We start from the raw sequence: 18506 nt of genomic DNA on the forward strand, positions 1-18506 counted from the left end.
GATAGCTATACTCGCTATTATAAAGCCCAATAGCTCTGACGTAATGTCAAGAGAACTGCCCAGAGACGATAATTTAGCATTTTCAGTAATGGGATTAAGGAAATAAAGAATTACTCCCACTAACATGCAAACCAAAAATAAAATCCAAGGACAACACTTTAAATTAGAATTAAGATCGTGGATTACGTAACATAATTTTTCATCTTTTATCATATACAAAATATATTACTCTACTTCTCCCACATAGAGTTGATTAATAAAGTTAATATATTATAGTATATACGAAAAAGCGTGGGAGACTTACAGTTACCCGTCCCACGATCTTGAGGTCTTCGCATTACCCGACATAGTTGAACGAGCAACGAGACCCCACGCCGATATGAAAAAGCATTATACACCTATACACCCCATCTTTGCCATGTCTGCAAATGAGCAGAATGGGCATAACGAGGCTATAGGGCAGAATACATTAATTCACACCCATGGGCATCTACCGTTGCTATGTTCTTGACTATGTCTGGAAGTTTGCGAAGTTTCAAGATCGTCAAGGACAAAGCGCATGTAAACGCCTTACCATATATAAATAGTCCCCACACCGGCAATTTTGTCTCATCAGACGTTTTGCCCTTTCCCTGCACCATTCTGTTAACAGAAGAGGCCATCGGCGTGGAAACTTTTACAAAGATAAGAATTATATTTATAATAACATGAGTTCTACGAATTATAATTGCTGAAACATTTATATGACAGACGGCTTCAGCAAGTTTTTTGATTAAATGACAGAAAAATAGGCAGTTATACCGTCAAAATAAGCAGTCGTTATTGACTTATGATACAAAAACAAATCAGCCGCATCTATCTTTAGATGCGGCTGACTTGCTGTTTAGGAAGCAAAGGATTGCGACTTCCTTTCTATGAATATGGGTTTAATGCTTCTTAAGAAGCCCACTTCCGCGGGGTCATAACAGCCCGGTGGCGGGGGCATTAAGCCTTTTCAAAGGCCTCGGCCTCGGCTTGGGCGATGATGTCCTCACGGCTCATGCGCTGGGCACTGATGTCGCTCAGGTCGAACTCTTCATCGGCTTGACGGGCCGTGGAGGGCGGAGCGGCCTCTTTCTCGGCCTTGGCGGCTACCATTTCGTTGCTCGAGCGGTACATGGGTGACCGGCGGCTGCGGCGCGAGTCGTCCTTATATACCGTTTCGCTGAAGGCCGTGGTGTGCTTCTCCTCTACCTTCGGCTCGGCCGCTTGGCTGATGATGAAGTCTTCCTTCTGCTCGGTGGCGGGCACGTTCTGCACGGGTTCCTCCTCCATCTTGGTGCGGTTGGCCTTGGCGGCGAAGACGCTGTCGATGAATTGTGGCTCCTTGCGCAGTTTCTCCAAGGTGAGCTTGGCGGCTTTCTGCTGGCTTTCTTTCTTGCTGTAGCCGGTCCCGGCACAGCCCTTGATACCTTCGAGCACCACACGATAGTTGAAAATGGGACTTCCGTTCTCGTCGGTTTGCTCGTCGACGCTCTCAAATCCCATTTTCACCCGGTTCTTCTGGCTCCACTCTATGAGCTTGCTCTTGAAGTTGACCTCCTTGTACGCCACCTTGTCTATGTTGATGATTTCCTTGAGCACACGGTCTCTCATGAAGCGCATGCAGGCGTTGTAGCCGCGGTCCAAGTAGATGGCGCCCACCAAGGCCTCGAAGGCGTTGCCGCCCATGTAGCTGTTGTGGGACGAGCTTCGGCCGTTGCTCAGTATCAGTCGACTGATACCCATTTCCTTGGCCAGCCGGTTGAGCGTGTCGCGCTGTACCAGTTTGGAGCGTGTATTGGTGAGAAAACCCTCTCGTTTGCCGGGAAAATGTTGGTAGACGATGTCGCCCACGATGGCGTCGAGGATGGCGTCGCCCAAGAATTCGAGCCGCTCGTTGTTGACGGGCTTGCCTTTGGCGTTGCGACGCATGACGCTCTTGTGCATCAGGGCCAGCTTGTAGTAGCTGATGTCGTGGGGAAAGAAGCCTATAATCTCGTATAAAGACAAATAAAGCTCCTTATCCTTGCGGAAAGGGAGCTTTATTCTATCAATGATGTTACTACTCAGCATACTTCTTGAATACTACGCAGCAGTTGTGTCCACCGAAGCCGAAGGTGTTGCTCAGGGCAGCACGTACCTCGCGCTTCTGGGCCTTGTTGAAGGTGAAATTCATGTTGTAGTCGAGTTGCTCGTCATTGTCGCCTTCCTCGTGGTTGATGGTTGGCGGAATGATGTCGTTCTGTACGGAGAGCACACATACCATGGCTTCCACCGCTCCGGCTGCTCCGAGGAGGTGACCGGTCATACTCTTGGTGGAGCTGATGTTGAGCTTGTAGGCGTGGTCGCCGAAAACGTCCTTGATGGCCTTGGCCTCCGACACGTCGCCCACGGGTGTCGATGTGCCGTGAACGTTGATGTAGTCGATGTCCTCGGGCTTCAAGCCGGCGTCCTCGAGGGCGTTGAGCATTACGAGTTTCGCTCCGAGACCCTCGGGATGTGAGGCGGTGATGTGGTGCGCATCGGCACTTGCGCCCTCGCCTACCATCTCGGCGTAGATCTTAGCGCCGCGGGCCTTGGCGTGCTCGAGCTCTTCGAGGATGAGACAGCCTGCTCCCTCGCCCATGATAAAACCGTCGCGGCTGGCGCTGAATGGGCGGCTGGCGTGCTCCGGGTCGTCATTGCGGGTCGAAAGGGCGTGCATGGCGTTGAAACCTCCTACTCCACACTCGCAGATAGCTGCCTCGGCACCACCGGTAACGATGACGTTGGCCTTGCCCAAGCGTATGAGGTTGAAGGCGTCGGCCACGGCGTTGCTCGACGAGGCGCAGGCGCTGGTGGTGGTATAGTTAGGTCCGTGGAACCCAAAGTGAATGCTGATTTGGCCTGAGGCGATGTCGGCTATCATCTTTGGGATGAAGAAGGGGTTGAACTTAGGACCGTCGGCCATGTGCTGACCGTAGTAAGTCACTTCGTCTTGGAATGTCTTGATACCGCCGATACCTACGCCGTAAACGACGCCTATGCGGTTTCTGTCTTCTTTTTCCAAGTCAAGGCCGGCGTCTTTCACGCCCTGCATGGCGCTGATCATGGCCAACTGGCAGTAGCGGTCCATCTTGCGAACTTCCTTGCGGTCGATGTATTCGGTGACGTTAAGGTTTTTCACCTCGCAGGCGAACTGGGTCTTGAAATTGGTTGCGTCGAATTGTGCAATAGGCGCGGCTCCGCTTTTTCCGGCCAGCAGGTTAGCCCATGTTTCCTCGGGGGTATTACCTACGGGCGTAACGGCGCCGAGGCCTGTTACTACTACTCTCTTTAATTCCATTTAATTAAAATGTTAATTAGGAATTAGGGATTAGTGATCAGAACCTCACATCGCAACAAGCATGTTGATGTGCCGGTCCAAATCCTTAATCACTAATCCCTAATCGTATAAAAAAATAAAAGCTTCGGCTAATTACTTAGCGTTCTCTGCGATGTAATTAATAGCGTCGCCAACAGTCTGGATAGTCTCAGCCTTGTCGTCGGGAATTGAAATACCGAATTCCTTCTCGAATTCCATGATCAATTCTACTGTATCAAGTGAGTCGGCGCCAAGATCGTTTGTGAAACTTGCTTCCGGCTTAACTTCAGCCTCGTCAACACCGAGTTTGTCCACGATAATAGCCTTTACTTTGCTTTCAATTTCTGACATAATTGTAACTTTTAAATTGGTTTATAAATAATTATCTTATTAAAAATTCGGGTGCAAAGAAACAACTTTTTCTTCAAAGTTGCAAATATTTCTTTTAAAAAAGCGCCTCGCATTGCACAAACACCCCCCTACTGTGCATTATTTGGGGCCGTTTTAAGGCTAAATTCCAAAAAATCAGGCGGTTAGATAATTATCTTTTGAGAAATGGTTTCGGCGCCCCGGCGACATGCCATAGGCGGGGTTGGCGGCTGTCAGCGCAGGGGTCGGTTGATGACTCGCTCCACTCTGTTGATTACCAGCTCGGGGGAGATATTCTTCAGGCAGGCATAGTCGCCCCTCAGGCAGGGCTTGTTGCCGTAAATGGAGCAGGGACGGCAGGGCAGGTCTATCTGCACGGCGTTGTCGAGGCTCTGTTTCCACCCCATGAAACCGGCGAAAGGATGGGTCGCCCCCCAAACGCTTACCACGGGAATGCCCGTGAGCGAGGCCAAGTGCATATTGCCGCTATCCATGCTGATCATCGCGTCGAGGTGGCTCATGAGTATCAATTCGTTACCCATACCGCCGAGCAGGGCCGACGCGTTAAGGCAATTGGGGTATTTCGAAGCCCACTCGTCGAGCACGGTTTTCTCGCGCCCGCCGCCCCCAAAGAGGAATATGCGGCACGAGGGATGGCGCCTGATGAGCTCGGCCATGACTTTCTCGGTATGGCCCTCGGGGTAAATCTTGCCCTTGTGGGCGGCAAAGGGCGCTATGCCTATCCACTGCTGAAAGGCTTTCTTCTCACCGATGACGCCCGGCAGGAGCCGCAGGTTACCGCCCTCGGGTGGGAATATGCTGGTGAAACTCATCGCCACGGGATAGCCCAAGCGGGCCAACACGTCGAGGTAGTTCTTGAAAACGGTGGGCTGTTGCACCATCACCTTGTCCTCACTCCTCACGAGCAAGCGCTTGCCACGGCGGTGCTTGTCGATATGGGCCACGCGAAAGCCGCCCAGATTGAACCGCAACCTGAGATAATTTGACCTTAATATATTATGGAAATCGGCCACGGCCGTGATGTTCTTGGCCAACAGCCGCCGATAGAGCTTGTTGAGTCCGTGCAGCCCGGCGTACTCATTCTTCACGTCGGCGCCCATGAATCCCACGTTGGGTGCCAAGTTCTCGAAGAACACACGGGCAAAAGGACGGCTCAACACCGTGATGCGCAGGTCGGGATATTGCCGGGCCAGCGACGCCACTACGGGCACGGCCATGGCCACGTCGCCCAAGGCCGAGAAGCGAATAATCAGCAAATGTTCTTTCATAAGGTGGAGATTGGTAGTTGAGGAGTTGGGGGGTTGAGGGGATGAATGGTTTGTTTTAAGATGAGGGAGTGGCAATGCCGCTCCTTATCCCCCAACTCCTCACCCCACAACCTTACTTCTTATAAAGTACGGGGTTAGTGGCGGGGTCGTTATACATCTTCATCTGACGATACACCTTCATGTATTTACGTCCTTGCTCAATGTCCTCAAGGAGCTGGTCGATGGCCGTCGAGAGGTCCACCTGCTGTTCCAAGAGCACGGCCAGCTTGGCGGCGCACTTCGAGCGATGGTCTTCCGTGGCGTCGGTACGCTCGGCCTGCTCACGCATGTGGTAAATCTTCAATGCCAGAATACTCAGACGGTCCACTGCCCACGCCGGGCTCTCGGTGTTGATGCGGGCATCGGGCAAAACCTGCACGTCGCTGTACTTCTGTCGGAAGTAGCTGTCTATCTGTTCAACCAAGTCCGTGCGGTCCTGATTGCTGCGGTCTATGCGCCGCTTCAGGCCCAAAGCCTCCACCGGGTCGATATGAGGATCGCGGATGATGTCCTCAAAATGCCACTGCACCGTGTCTATCCAACACTTCAGATACAAGCGGTTCTCAATAGAGTCGCGCTCATAAGGATTATTGATAGGGGTTTCAATGTTGTCTTTCACATGGTAATCGGCAATCGCCTTGTTAAAGATTTCGTTGCAAGTTTCTGTAAAAGTCATTGTATTCAGATTTTTAATTATTATGCAAATGTAAAGATTATTTTCTATACTTCCAAATGTTTCCCACCATTAATCTTCGCCTTTTTCAGCCTAAAAAGCGATAGCCAATCCCGTCATGTGACAGAATCCGGATTTTCATGGAATATATATAAATCTTCAATGGAATAGAATCATTCTTTTCATGCGATGTATATAATCCTCTTACCTGATATAATTTATCTTTTCTCCTATTATATATAATAAGGTAAACAGCCCACACCCCCACGCCTCAATCGTTTTCCCCATCTTCCGAGTTATCCACAAAAAGTGTGGATAACCCTGTTGAAAACCTTCTCATAAGCCCGTTGATAACTTGGTGCATATCCACACCCATCAGGTCGGAGGGCCGTCACCGTGGATATCCACAGCTTTATCCCGCGGTATTCATTGAGTTTTCAACCGTTTTTCAGCCAAAAAAGTTATCAACTTATCAACGCTTCGGGATTGTCCCCATTATTGTGGAAAACCATTCCAACCCATTGATTATCACTCAATAGATATTGCTCCAAGCAGTGGAAAGCCCTTTCTCCCGTGTTAATAGTTAAACTACCAAATTTTTACTCCTAAAGTTATGAACATATCCACAGCCTATCATCTTACTCTTTTTTTTATTCTTTAAAGAAAGAAAAGTAAATAAGATAATAATGAGTTGGGGAGAAATGGGTTGGTGGTTGGGAAGTTGGGGGGATGAATGGTTTGATAATAAGGTTGGTGGTTGGGAGGTTGGGGGGATGAATAGTTTGAGAATAAGGTTGGTGGTTGGGAGGTTGAGGGGATGAATAATTTGTTGAGAAGGTGATGAGTTGTAGGTTTTGCGGCTTTTGCCGTAACGGTCTGATTAGTCTGACTGGTCCGACTTGTCTGATTATCCCCCGCCATTAAATAAAGTCTCTGCCAATCTCCGCCAGATTATCCCCGAAGTAAAAATAAAGTTTCTGCCAATCTTCATCTGTTAAAAGCTATGCAATCATCAGGTCAAAGGCCCACTTCGGCCCGGTCAATCGCCCACTTCGGCCCGGTCAATCGCCCACTCTTGCGCCGCCACCGGCAATAAACGCTAAATCGGTGGATGTTTCGCAAAATCTAAAAATATCTGTCCGAAAAATATTATCTTTGTAAACAAGTAGCGAAAACGATGGTAAAAACCGAACCCAAAAGCACGGCGAAACCCGATTGAAGAACGGGCTCATTGACCACATGAAGCAGCTTCTTCTTGGAAAATAAAAAGCCATGAGCTGCCACCATCATCGCTCCTCCTCCCTCACCCACCCTTAAATACAACAGACATAAATATGAATATCAAGCAAGAATGGAAAGAACGGGGCTTCATTGACGAGCCCATCGACGAGCAAATGGATTTAAAGGGCGAGATAAAACGCCTCTGCCGTGAGAAAGACGCCATCATTCTGGCCCATTACTACACCGTGGGCGAGATACAAGAGATAGCCCATTTCGTGGGCGACTCGCTGGCCTTGGCCCGCAAGGCCGCCGAAACCGAGGCACGGGTGATGGTCATGTGCGGCGTGCATTTCATGGCCGAGACCTGCAAACTGCTCTCACCCGATAAGACGGTGCTCTGCCCCGACCTCACGGCGGGCTGCTCCTTGGCCGACAGTTGCGGCGCCGACGACCTCAGACAGTTCAAGGCCGACCATCCCGGTTACCAAGTCATCAGCTACGTCAACACCACCGCCGCCGTGAAAGCCCTGACCGACTGTGTCGTCACCAGCGGCAACGCCAAGCGCGTGGTCGACAGTTTCCCGGCCGACGCCAAGCTCATTTTCGGTCCCGATTACAACCTCGGCAACTACATCAACAGCGTCACGGGCCGACAGATGTTGCTCTGGAACGGCGGCTGTCACGTGCATGAGAAGTTCAGCGTGGCCGAAATCGCACGGCTCCGCCGGCTCCATCCCGACGCCATCGTCATGGCCCACTTGGAGTGCAAGGCCCCCGTCTTGGCCTTGGCCGACGTCAAAGGCTCCACCGCCGACATGCTCCGCTACGCCGCCGAGCACCCCGAGCAGCGCCAATACATCGTCGCCACCGAGGCCGGCATACTCCATGAGCTGGAGCGTACCTGCCCCGAGGCCACCTTCATTCCCGTGCCTCCCGAAGTGACCGAGGGCGGACCGGCCTGCAGTTGCAACGAGTGCGAGTACATGAAAAAGAACACCCTGCGCAAAATCTACCTCACGTTGAAATACGGATGGCCCACCGTCGAAATCGATCCCGCCATCGCCCGCGACGCCGTGAAGCCCATCGAGCGCATGCTGAAGCTCTGAATCGTCATGCCCCGGCGCTCTGCTTCTCCTCTCAACAATACGGGTTTCCGCCCCGCCGGCCCTCTTTCGGAGCGTAAAAAAACATCGTATATAAATAAGGAGGAAAACATTTCGCTCCCTAAATCAGATAGATTGATAGGGCAAAGAGCTATGTCTTTCAATAAAAAAGCAGACGGTTCGTTTTCTAAATCGGCCGAATGGATAGGGCAAGGAGCTATGTCTTTAAATAAAGAAGCAGCTGGTTCGCTCTTTAAATCGGCCGAGTTAATTGGGCAAAGAGCTACATTTTTCAATAAAAAAGCAGCCGGTTCGCTCCCTAAATCGGCCGAATGGATAGGGCTAAGAGATACATCTTTAAATGAAGAAGCAGCCGGTTCGCTCTCCTAAATCGGCCGAATGGATAGGGTAAAGAAATACGTCTTTAAATAAAAAAGCAGACGGTTCGCTCTCCAAATCGGATGGAATTCTGACGCAGGAGGATTGGAATTTGAATAAGAATAGTTCTCTTTTCTCAAACAATTCCGCTGAAATCATCGGGCAAGAAAATTAGGATTTGAATAAAGAAGGATATATTTTCCTCGCTAAATCGAATAGCTCCATCGGGCTAAAAACTCAATATTCGAGCATGGAATCATCCTTTTCTCGAAGCAAGACAAATAAAGTCATCGGGCTAAAAACTCAATATTTGAGCGAGGAACCATGCTTTTCTCAAAGCAAGACAAATAAAGTCATCGGGCTAAAAACTCACTATTCGAGCATGGCCCCATATATATCTCAAAACAAGATAAATTAAACCATCGGGTAAGAACATAAAAAATTGAAAACAGAAGAATCATTTTCTCAAAATAATTCCCCTTTGATTGAGGGTGAAAATCAAATTTTACATGCGGCCGGAGCCACGTCGATAGCGCTTTATCGACTGCCCGACGCGGCGGAGTATGTGCGCATGGAGCAAACGAGGGGGCTGCCCCGGCGGCTTGGTTCGGTGGAGGAATTGGGCCGTGAGCGAGGTTTTGCCATGGTACCGTTCGACACGGAAGCCGAGCCGGTGGTGCTCTTGCGGCCCGATAGGGTGGAGGTGTGCCCGTTGGAGGCCGATGAGCCGATGACCGTGGAGACCGTCGCGGTCGACGGCGAGGGCGATCGCAGCCGCTATGGGCATGATTTTCGGCGGTTCCATGAGGCGCTCTTTGACGGCAAGTTTCAAAAAATAGTGCTGGCCCGGCGCAGCGAACGGCTCATGAGCGAGGAGGTTGGGGCGGAGCGTCTCTTCCGTCATGCCTGCCATTTGTACCCTCATCAGATGGTGGCGCTCTTCAGTTCGCCCCTCACGGGCACGTGGCTCATGGCCACACCCGAGGTGCTTTTGCGGGGCGATGGGCAGCGGTGGCACACCATGGCCTTGGCCGGCACCATGCCGACGGACGGGCCTTGGAGCGAGAAAAACAAGGAGGAGCAGGCCTTTGTGGCCACGTATATAGAACAATGTCTGCGCCGACGGGCCACGGACGTGACCCTCTCGCCCACTTACACCCGCACGGCGGCACGGCTGTTCCATCTCTGTACCGATTTCAGTTTCGGCCTGCCATCGTCCCGGTGCGTCGGTCCGTTGCTCGAGGAGCTGTTTCCCACGCCCGCCGTCTGTGGCATTCCCAAGGACCGGGCCCGCCGTTTCATTCGGCAAAACGAGTCGGCGCCCCGCAGTTATTACAGCGGTTTTCTCGGTCCTATCGACCCTTTGGGCACCACGGAGCTTTACGTTTCGTTGCGCTGCGTGCGCATTGAGGGTTGTCGGCTCAGCCTTTTCGCCGGGGGCGGACTGCTTACCGAGAGCCAAGAAAACAAGGAATGGGCCGAAACCGAAGCCAAATTGAAAACGATTTCGCATGTTTTTGAATGATCGATAAGGCTTTGGAAAATCAGTCATTGGCATGTTGTCGGACCAGTTGGATCGGTCAGACCAGTCTGATAACGCATGCTTCAAATCAGCTGCTTGCATGATTTTAAAGTCGACCCCCCATGCTTTCAATCAGCCATAGATATTTTTAAAATACTAAAATCGCATGTTCTCTGATAAGGAAAATATAAATATTCTCACGTCGTTGCTCATAGGTCATGGCGTGAAACATGCCGTGGTATGTCCCGGGAGCAGGAATGCGCCCATTGTGCACAACCTTGACGAGGCGCCCGAAATCACGTGCCACTCGGTTACGGATGAGCGCTCGGCGGCGTTTTATGCCCTCGGTATGGCCGAGACTACGGGCAGCCCGGTGGCGGTGTGCGTCACTTCGGGCACGGCGTTGCTCAATGTGTTGCCCGCCGTGGCGGAGGCTTTTTACCGCCATGTGGCCTTAGTGGTGGTGTCGGCCGACCGTCCCGCGGCGTGGATAGGCCAGCAGGACGGGCAGACATTGCCCCAGCCCGACGCCTTGGGACGCTTTGTGACGAAGGCGGTGAGCCTACCCGAGCCGATGGATGAGGACGGGCGGCGTTATTGTAACCGACTTGTCAATGAGGCGCTCATCGCCGCCAAGCGCCACGGGGGACGGCCCGTGCATATCAATGTGCCCATCAGCGAGCCGCTGTTCGCGTTTACCAAGGTCGGGTTGCCCCGTGAGCGGGTTATCCGAATGGTGGAGGCCACGGAGAGCGCGGACTGCCATGAGGCGCCGGGAGCGGCTCTTTTATCGGCCCAAAGGCCCATGATTGTCGTGGGACAGTTGGCCTTTGACGAGGCCGAAAAGGTGAGTCGGGCCGTGCGAAGGCTGCGGACTGACGTGGTGGTTGTGGGCGAATGTCTCTCGCTGGCGGGCGATGAGGCGGATGGCGGGTTGGCTGACGACGGCCGACCGATGGCCCCGCAGCACGTGGATAAGGTGCTGGCACAGCTGGGCGAGGGCGTGGCCGACTATCTGCCCGACTTCATTCTCTACGTCGGAGGCACGCTGGTGAGCAAGCGTCTCAAGCAATTCCTGCGCCAAGCTGTGCAGGTCCGCACGTGGATTGTGAACCGGGGAGGCGAGGTGTACGATACTTTCCTTAATTTGGAGGGCGTCGTCGATGGTCGGTGTGGCTGCGTGTTGGAAAATATAGCCACCGATTTGCCGCGGCGCAAGGCTTGTGGCGACATGGCCATTGACCCGGCTTTCGTCGGCCGATGGGCCGCGGCTTTCCGTCGGGCGGCGCAGGCTTTCGGCCGTTTCGTGCCCCGTTACTCGCAGCTTTCGGCCGTCAAGGCGTTCTTTAAGGGCCTTCCGGCCCGTCGACCTTACACCATCCATGCCGCCAACAGCATGTCGGTGAGGCTCGTGGGACTGTTTGCCACGGGCCACGTCATGTGCAACCGGGGTGTCAACGGCATTGAGGGATCGCTCTCCACGGCCGCGGGCAGTTCGCTGGTGGGCCTTACGGAGACGTTCTGTGTCATCGGCGACCTCAGTTTTTTCTATGATCAAAACGCCTTGTGGCCCCGTTTGGGTCGCAATTTCAAGGTGTTGTTGCTCAATAATCATGGCGGTGGAATCTTCGCCACGCTGCCCGGTCTGCCGTCGAGCGGTGCCTATGAGGCTCACGTGGCGGCCCGTCATGGGCTTTCGGCGCAAGGTATCTGTGCCCAGTGTGGGGTGGATTATCTCGCCGCCCATGACGCCCGGGAGCTTGAGGAAGCCATGGCGGCGTTCATGCGCACGGGGAATGAGCGGCCCGTGGTGCTGGAAGTATTTACCGACAGCAACACGGACGCAGAAGTAATGAAAGAATATTATCAATCAAAATAAATATGAAAAGAGAATGGAAAACCATCGAAGGGTTTGATTTCAAGGAAATCCTCTTTGAAGAATACAATCACATTGCCAAGATAACCATCAACCGTGAGCGCTACCGCAACGCCTTCACGCCGCTTACGACGTGGGAGATGAGTCAAGCGTTGAGCTACTGCCGTGAGGCCGCCGACGTGAGGGTGGTCATCCTTACCGGTGCGGGCGACAAGGCGTTTTGCTCGGGTGGCGACATGAACGTGAAGGGACGGGGCGGCTATGTGGGCACCGACGGCGTGCCACGGCTCAACGTGCTCGACGTGCAGATGCAGATTCGACGCCTGCCCAAGCCCGTCATCGCCATGGTCAACGGCTACGCCATCGGGGGCGGACATGTGCTCCACGTGATGTGCGACTTGACGATCGCCTCGGAGAATGCCATCTTCGGACAGACGGGACCCAAGGTTGGCTCGTTCGACGCGGGCTTTGGCGCCAGCTATCTGGCCCGTATGGTGGGACAGAAAAAGGCCCGTGAGATATGGTTTTTGTGCAAACAGTACACTGCCCGTGAGGCGGAGCAGATGGGAATGGTCAACCGTGTGGTTCCCTTCGATGCGCTTGAGGACGCTTGTGTGGAGTGGGCTGAGGTGATGATGGAGCGCTCTCCGCTGGCCCTTCGCATGATCAAGGCGGGTCTCAACGCCGAGCTCGACGGGCAGGCGGGCATTCAGGAGCTGGCCGGTGACGCCACCATGCTGTATTACACCATGGATGAGGCGCAGGAAGGAGGCCGTGCTTTCCTCGAGAAACGCAAGCCCGACTTCGATAAGTATCCGCAGTTTCCGTGATGAGGGGGCTTTTTCTTTTGGTCGGACGGGTCAGACTAGTCCGACCGGTCCGACCAGTCCGAGCTCCATGAGCGGCAATGCCGCTCCTTATCCCCCTTTTATTACCAATAATCTCCTCTCTTCCTATGCTTAAAATAACCATTACCGACCGCACGCTTCACTTCAAACAGCCGGCCGGAACGTCGAGGGGCGTGTATCTCACACGCCACAGTTACTACCTTACACTGACCGACTCGGAGCGGCCGGGACTGACGGGTGTGGGCGAATGTGCGCCCTTGCCCCGGCTCTCGTGTGACGATTTGCCCGATTACAGTCGGATTTTGAGAGAAATGTGTGACCTCGTGGAGCAGTCGGGCGCTATCCCCTATGAGCGGTTGCGGCCTTATCCGAGCATGCTGTTTGGCTTGGAAACGGCGTTCGCGCAGCTCGAGGCGCAGGGTAGCACCGCCTTGTTCGACACCCCCTTTGGCCGTGGTGAGGAGGGCATTCCTATCAACGGACTGGTATGGATGGGCACGTTCGACGAGATGATGGGGCGCTTGGAGGCGAAGCTCGAGGAGGGATTTCGCTGCGTGAAGCTCAAGATTGGCGCCATCGACTTCGACCGTGAGCTGGCGCTTATACGCCACATACGCCGGCGTTTCACGAAAGAGGAGGTGGAATTGCGGGTCGACGCCAACGGCGGATTCACCCCTCAAGAGGCCATGGGGCGCTTGGAGGCGCTGTCACGTTTTGACATCCATTCCATCGAACAGCCCATACGCCAACGCCAATGGGCTGACATGGCCCGTCTGTGCGCCCATTCGCCGCTGCCCATCGCCCTCGACGAGGAGCTGATAGGGGTCAACTCTAAGGAGGAAAAAGAGCGGTTGCTCGACACGATACGGCCTCAATACATCATCCTTAAACCGAGTTTGCACGGGGGTATGAGGGGTTCGGAGGAATGGATAAGGCTGGCCCGCCGGCGAGGCATAGGCAGTTGGATAACCTCGGCCTTGGAAAGCAACGTGGGACTGAACGCCATCGCCCATTTCTGCGCTAAGGTATATGGTCCTGCCATCACCATGGCGCAGGGCTTGGGAACGGGCCAACTCTTCACCGATAATATCGAAATGCCTTTGGAAATCAAGGGAGACAAACTGTGGGCCGGGGCCACGCTGGCCTCGTTCATGAGCGAGTGGCGGGACAGTAGTCCCACGGTGACAGTGCGCACGAGTGGCAGCACGGGGCAGCCCAAGGCCATGCGGGTGGAGAAAAGGCGCATGCTGGCGTCGGCCCGCATCACGTGTGACTTCCTCGGACTGCGGCCCGGATGCACGGCCTTGCTCTGTATGAAGCTCGACTATATAGCGGGCAAGATGATGGTGGTGCGCGGTTTGGAGCGGGGCATGCGGCTCATCAGCGTGCCACCCGACGGCCATCCCTTGGCCGCGTTGGGCGAGGGGCAGGCTCCCGACTTCGCGGCGATGGTGCCGTTGCAGGTATATAATTCGTTAAAAGTGGAGAAAGAGCGCCGTTTGCTCGGCCAAATCGGCCATCTCATCATCGGCGGTGGCGCCATTGACGACGACTTGGAACGGCGGCTGAAGCGCCTTCCCAACGCCGTATGGAGCAGTTATGGCATGACCGAGACGCTGTCGCACATTGCCCTGCGCCGTGTTTCGGGCCCGCAAAGCAGCTCGTGGTACACGCCGTTCGACAGTGTCAGCGTGGCGCTGAATGAGGAAGGATGTCTCGTTATCCATGCTCCCGAGGTGTGCGACGGCCTCCTCGTGACCAACGACCGGGCCGAGCTGCGGACCACCGATGGACCCGACGGGCGGCCGTTGACACAATTCAGGATTCTCGGAAGAAAGGATAATGTGATAGATTCGGGGGGAATAAAAATACAAATAGAGGAAGTGGAGCAAGCGCTGCGGCCCTTCCTGCGCCATCCTTTCATGATAACCAAGCGCCCCGACGCTAAATTTGGCGAGGCCATAGTGCTGCTGACCGAGCATAGCGACATGGCGGAGGTGAGCGAGATATGTATGAACTGCTTGCCCAAATATTGGGTGCCACGCCATTATGTGCACGTGGAGCGTCTGCCCCTCACCCCTACCGGCAAGCCCGCAAGGAAGGAAGCGGAGCGGTTGGCGGAAGAATCGGTCGGACTAGTCGGACTGGTCTGACCGGTCAGACTAGTCCGACAAAGCTGTGGAAGGCCTTTAGGCCTCAATCACACTCACCGTCATGGTGATGTCGTTAAGCGGCCGGTCGTCGGGCGAAGTGGCGCACTGCTGTATGCGCTCCACGACGTCGAGGCCCTCGATCACCTCACCGAACACGGTGTATTGGTTGTCGAGGAAGGGCGTGCCGCCCATGGTGGTGTAGGCATGGGTCTGCTCCGGCGTGAAAGCGGGCCGCCCCATGGCCTTACATTCGGCCTTGGTGTCGGCGATGATTTGGTCCTGCAAGGCCTGCAAACCGGCCCGGTCGCGCTTGCGGCGCAGGTCCATGATGGCGTCATGGTGGAGCCGTGCCAGCTTGTCGAACACTTGTTGCTCCTGCTGCATGGCCATTTGGCGCTCCATCTGCTTGAGTTCGGCAGGTTTGTAGGTTTTTCCCCACACGATGTAAAACTGGCTGCCGCTGCTCTCCCGCTGCGGGTTGACTTCGTCGCCAAGGCGGGCCGCGCTCAGCGCACCACGCTTATGGAAGCGTTGGGGATAAGCAAACTCGGCCGGAAGCGTGTAGTCGGGGCCGCCCGTTCCGAGCCGTTTGCCCTTGGGAGCGCCCTTGCTGTCGGGGTCGCCACCCTGAATCATGAAGTCCTTGATGACCCGATGGAAAAGCGTTCCATCGAAATAGCCCTCCCGGGCCAGCTTAATGAAGTTGTCACGGTGGGCGGGCGTCTCGTCGTAAAGGCTGACGAGGATGTCGCCTTCGGTAGTGCTGATTTTGATGTTTGTAGGCATAAAAAAGTCTTTAATCGTGTTGTGGCCCGGCGGGAGCTGCTCTCTTATGAAATGAAAGTAGGCCTTTCGCCGCATGGGAGCTGCCCTTTTATGAAATGGGAGCTGTCCTTTTATCGGGCGGAGTATTTCCTTATATTTATAAGGAGCGGCCGTCGGGACGTTGTAATGCTTCGCAAATTTAGGAAGATTATCGGATTGTGACAAAATAATAATCATCTTTTTTGAGTATTGCAGATGATTTCCGAGGATTGTAATTTTGCATAAAAAATCGGAAACATGTGGAATTATGCAAAATCAAGAACAATCTTGAAGTGTGGAAATCCTGCGGCGTAGGCTTCGTCTACCTGCCTTGTAGAACGGTTATTTAAAGCGAAAGACAGTACATTGGCTCATCATAGGAATGAGGATGGCCTGCGTTCTATAGTTGTATATTAACTCAAAAATTATTGTAAACAATGAAAATCAATTGCAGATATTTCATCGCAATGCTCCTTGTTTTTATTCTTTCCCTCGCCCCCTGCCTTGCCCAGAGCGGTCAGGAGCGCGTGATTAAGGTGACCGTGGTGGAGAAAGGCACGCTCGAACCCGTGGTGGGCGCCGTGGTGAGAGAGGGAAAGAAGATGTACGTTACCGACGGCTCGGGCTGTTGCTCGGTGCGATGTGACGCCTCGGGACGGGTGGTGCTCTCGGTGAGGTCGCTCGAATACGAGGAGATTATTGCCCATCCTTATGTGGTGAAAGACGGCTCGGGGCTGACCATTTACCTCCGTCGGTCGGTTAAAATGCTCGGTACGGTCAACGTGGAGGCCCAAAGGAAACAGACCTCCGTGCTGCAACAAGTGGCCAAAATCGACGCCAAGACGCTCGAGAAAAGCTCCGCCCTGTCGTTGGCGCAGCTCTTGGAGAAGGTGCCCGGCGTGAGTAGTATCAGTTCGGGCAACGCTGTGGCCAAGCCGGTGATACAAGGTATGCACAGCAGTCGCATTCTCTTGGTCAACAACGGCGTACGATTAGAGAGTCAGAACTGGGGCATTGACCACGCGCCCGAGATAGATCATACGGCCTCAAGCATAGTGGAGGTGATCAAAGGGGCCGAATCCATACGCTATGGTTACGGCGCCGTGGGTGGCGTTGTGCTGCTCGATCAGGCTCCGTTGCCCTTTGGCGCCGAGCGGTTGAAGGTGAAGGGCGTGGCCAACGTGGGCTACTCCACCAACAGCAACGCCTATGACGGGGCGGCGACGATGGATTTCGGTTATAAGAAAACGGGTCTCCGCCTGCACGGCATGTACCAACGGGCCGGCGATTACCGCACCGCCGAATACCGACTTAACAACACCGGATACAAGAACATCAGCCTCTCGGCCCTCTTGGGCTATCGCACCAACCGCCTCACGGCCAAGCTCTTTGCCTCGTTGTACTACTCGAGGAGCGGCGTGTATTACGGCAGCAACGTGTCGGACATGGACCAACTCTTGGCCCGCTTCATGCGGGGAAGGCCCGAGGAGAATACCATCCGCCCCTTCAGTTACCACATAGAGCCGCCTTTCCAGCAGTCGCAGCACGTCACGATGAAGGCCGACGCCACGTGGGACGTGGCCCAAAGGCACAGCCTTATCTTCAGTCTTTCGTTTCAAGAGAACCTTCGGCAGGAGTTCGAGAATCGTAAAATAAAGCGTTTCAGTTGGATTCCCGTGCAGGATTTGCGGCTCAAGACCTTCAACGGCGAGGCGATATGGAATGCCAATTGGACGCCCTCCATGGTGTCGCAGTTAGGCGTTTCGGGCATGTACCAGACCAATTTCAACGTCCCCGGCACCAAACAGCCGGCCTTCATTCCCAACTTCGCCGCCCTCACCACGGGCTTCTTCCTGCTCCATAAGATGACCTTCGGGCGGCTGATGTGCTCCGCCGGCATGCGCTACGACATGCGGGGGCTCGACGTGAACGGCTATACCAGCCTATCGAGTTTCCAATATTACGACGATTTTAAGGTGTATAGCAACTTCACCGGCAGCCTCGCGGCCCACTATCAGTTCAACGATAACCTCGACGCACGCCTCAACATAGGCTGGGCTTGGCGCCCGCCCGACATCAATGAGCTTTACGCCGGCGGCCTGCACAACGGCACTTACTGGGTCGTGGGCAATCGGGAGCTGACCAGCGAGCGAGGTTACAAGGCCGTGATGGGCGCCCGTTATCGTACGACATGGTTCTCCATAGAGCCCGGCATGTTCTTTCAAAACATCACGAACTACATTTATGACTGCATAGGCAGTGGCAACGACCGCTTCCATAACCACCCCAGCGGCAAGTATCCTAAGTTTGTTTACGGGCAGGACAACGCCCGCTTCATCGGTGGCGACGTGGTGGCGACGGTGCGACCGATAGAGAGTTTGACGTTGAGTGCCAAGGGCGAGTGGATCAGCGCCCGCAACTTGTCGCAAAAGGCGTGGATGCCTTTCATGCCGTCGGACAGGTATGAGTTGGCCGCCGATTACCAAACGACGATTGGAAAGAGATGGCACGCCGGATTGGTGGTCGAAGGTCGATATGTAACCAAGCAGACACGCTTCGACCCGGTGAAAGACTTGGTGCCCGACACGCCGCCCGCCTACTTCCTCCTCGGTGGCTCGGCGGAGGCCTCAACAGAGCTTCCGGGTGGCACGAAGCTCAAGTTCGTCCTCGTGGGCGACAACGTCCTGAACCGTCTTTACAAGGAATATACCGACCGCTTCAGGTACTATGCCCATGAGCGGGGCGCCAAATTCACCCTGAGAACCATCGTAACGTTTTGATGAAAGAGTTTTTTAGTTGACGAGTAAACAAGTTGACGAGTTGACAAGTTGTTAGTTTTAAGTTGATAAGTTGATGGTTGAAGTTGA

The 18506-nt window shown here is 54.1% G+C and carries 13 protein-coding genes and 1 pseudogene; 8 read left to right on the forward strand and 6 right to left on the reverse strand.

What is annotated here, in order from left to right; genetic code table 11:
* Positions 1–984: 984 nt before the first annotated feature.
* From rnc to VIR50_RS02390, 5 genes are all read right to left on the reverse strand, one after another.
* Positions 985–2091 carry a ribonuclease III gene (rnc, locus tag VIR50_RS02370; RefSeq protein ID WP_331933568.1) on the reverse strand — a complete coding sequence of 369 codons (1107 nt, stop codon included), beginning with the start codon at positions 2089–2091 and terminating at the stop codon, positions 985–987.
* Complete coding sequence (fabF, locus tag VIR50_RS02375; RefSeq protein ID WP_331933549.1) at positions 2084–3346, reverse strand: beta-ketoacyl-ACP synthase II; 1263 nt, start codon at positions 3344–3346, stop codon at positions 2084–2086. The genes rnc and fabF overlap by 8 nt, the downstream gene beginning before the upstream one ends.
* Before the next feature lie 132 nt (positions 3347–3478).
* Complete coding sequence (locus VIR50_RS02380; RefSeq protein WP_092109717.1) at positions 3479–3715, reverse strand: acyl carrier protein; 237 nt, start codon at positions 3713–3715, stop codon at positions 3479–3481.
* 251 nt (positions 3716–3966) lie between these two features.
* On the reverse strand, positions 3967–5022 hold the full coding sequence (locus VIR50_RS02385) for a glycosyltransferase family 9 protein (protein ID WP_331933551.1): 1056 nt from the start codon (positions 5020–5022) through the stop codon (positions 3967–3969).
* A gap of 112 nt (positions 5023–5134) precedes the next feature.
* Entirely contained in the window at positions 5135–5737 is a 603-nt protein-coding gene (locus tag VIR50_RS02390) for a DUF4254 domain-containing protein (RefSeq protein WP_331933552.1), read from the reverse strand.
* A 1331-nt stretch (positions 5738–7068) separates the two neighbouring features.
* On the opposite strand from VIR50_RS02390, the gene nadA reads away from it, so the two are divergent.
* From nadA to VIR50_RS02425, 7 genes and pseudogenes are all read left to right on the forward strand, one after another.
* Positions 7069–8061: a quinolinate synthase NadA gene (gene nadA, locus VIR50_RS02395; RefSeq protein WP_331933553.1), complete on the forward strand. Its 993-nt coding sequence runs from the start codon at positions 7069–7071 to the stop codon at positions 8059–8061.
* Positions 8062–8211: 150 nt separating this feature from the next.
* On the forward strand, positions 8212–8448 hold the full coding sequence (locus tag VIR50_RS02400) for a hypothetical protein (protein WP_331933554.1): 237 nt from the start codon (positions 8212–8214) through the stop codon (positions 8446–8448).
* A 469-nt stretch (positions 8449–8917) separates the two neighbouring features.
* Entirely contained in the window at positions 8918–9961 is a 1044-nt protein-coding gene (locus VIR50_RS02405) for a chorismate-binding protein (RefSeq protein WP_331933555.1), read from the forward strand.
* A 163-nt stretch (positions 9962–10124) separates the two neighbouring features.
* On the forward strand, positions 10125–11837 hold the full coding sequence (menD, locus tag VIR50_RS02410; protein WP_331933556.1) for a 2-succinyl-5-enolpyruvyl-6-hydroxy-3-cyclohexene-1-carboxylic-acid synthase: 1713 nt from the start codon (positions 10125–10127) through the stop codon (positions 11835–11837).
* Between the two features lie 2 nt (positions 11838–11839).
* Positions 11840–12664 carry a 1,4-dihydroxy-2-naphthoyl-CoA synthase gene (gene menB, locus VIR50_RS02415; protein WP_331933557.1) on the forward strand — a complete coding sequence of 275 codons (825 nt, stop codon included), beginning with the start codon at positions 11840–11842 and terminating at the stop codon, positions 12662–12664.
* 125 nt (positions 12665–12789) lie between these two features.
* Positions 12790–13809, forward strand: a pseudogene (gene menC / locus VIR50_RS02420) (o-succinylbenzoate synthase); the annotation flags it as partial.
* 24 nt (positions 13810–13833) lie between these two features.
* Entirely contained in the window at positions 13834–14835 is a 1002-nt protein-coding gene (locus tag VIR50_RS02425; protein WP_414703520.1) for an AMP-binding protein, read from the forward strand.
* A 36-nt stretch (positions 14836–14871) separates the two neighbouring features.
* Here the strand turns inward: VIR50_RS02425 and VIR50_RS02430 are convergent, their stop codons facing one another.
* Positions 14872–15621, reverse strand: coding sequence for a peptidylprolyl isomerase (locus tag VIR50_RS02430; protein WP_331933570.1), 750 nt, complete (start codon positions 15619–15621; stop codon positions 14872–14874).
* Between the two features lie 455 nt (positions 15622–16076).
* Here VIR50_RS02430 and VIR50_RS02435 point away from each other — a divergent pair, with 455 nt between their 5' ends.
* Entirely contained in the window at positions 16077–18419 is a 2343-nt protein-coding gene (locus VIR50_RS02435; protein WP_331933558.1) for a TonB-dependent receptor plug domain-containing protein, read from the forward strand.
* Positions 18420–18506 lie beyond the last annotated feature (87 nt).

The sequence above is a fragment of the Prevotella sp. genome (genome assembly GCF_036570325.1).
Classification (GTDB): Bacteria; Bacteroidota; Bacteroidia; order Bacteroidales; family Bacteroidaceae; genus Prevotella.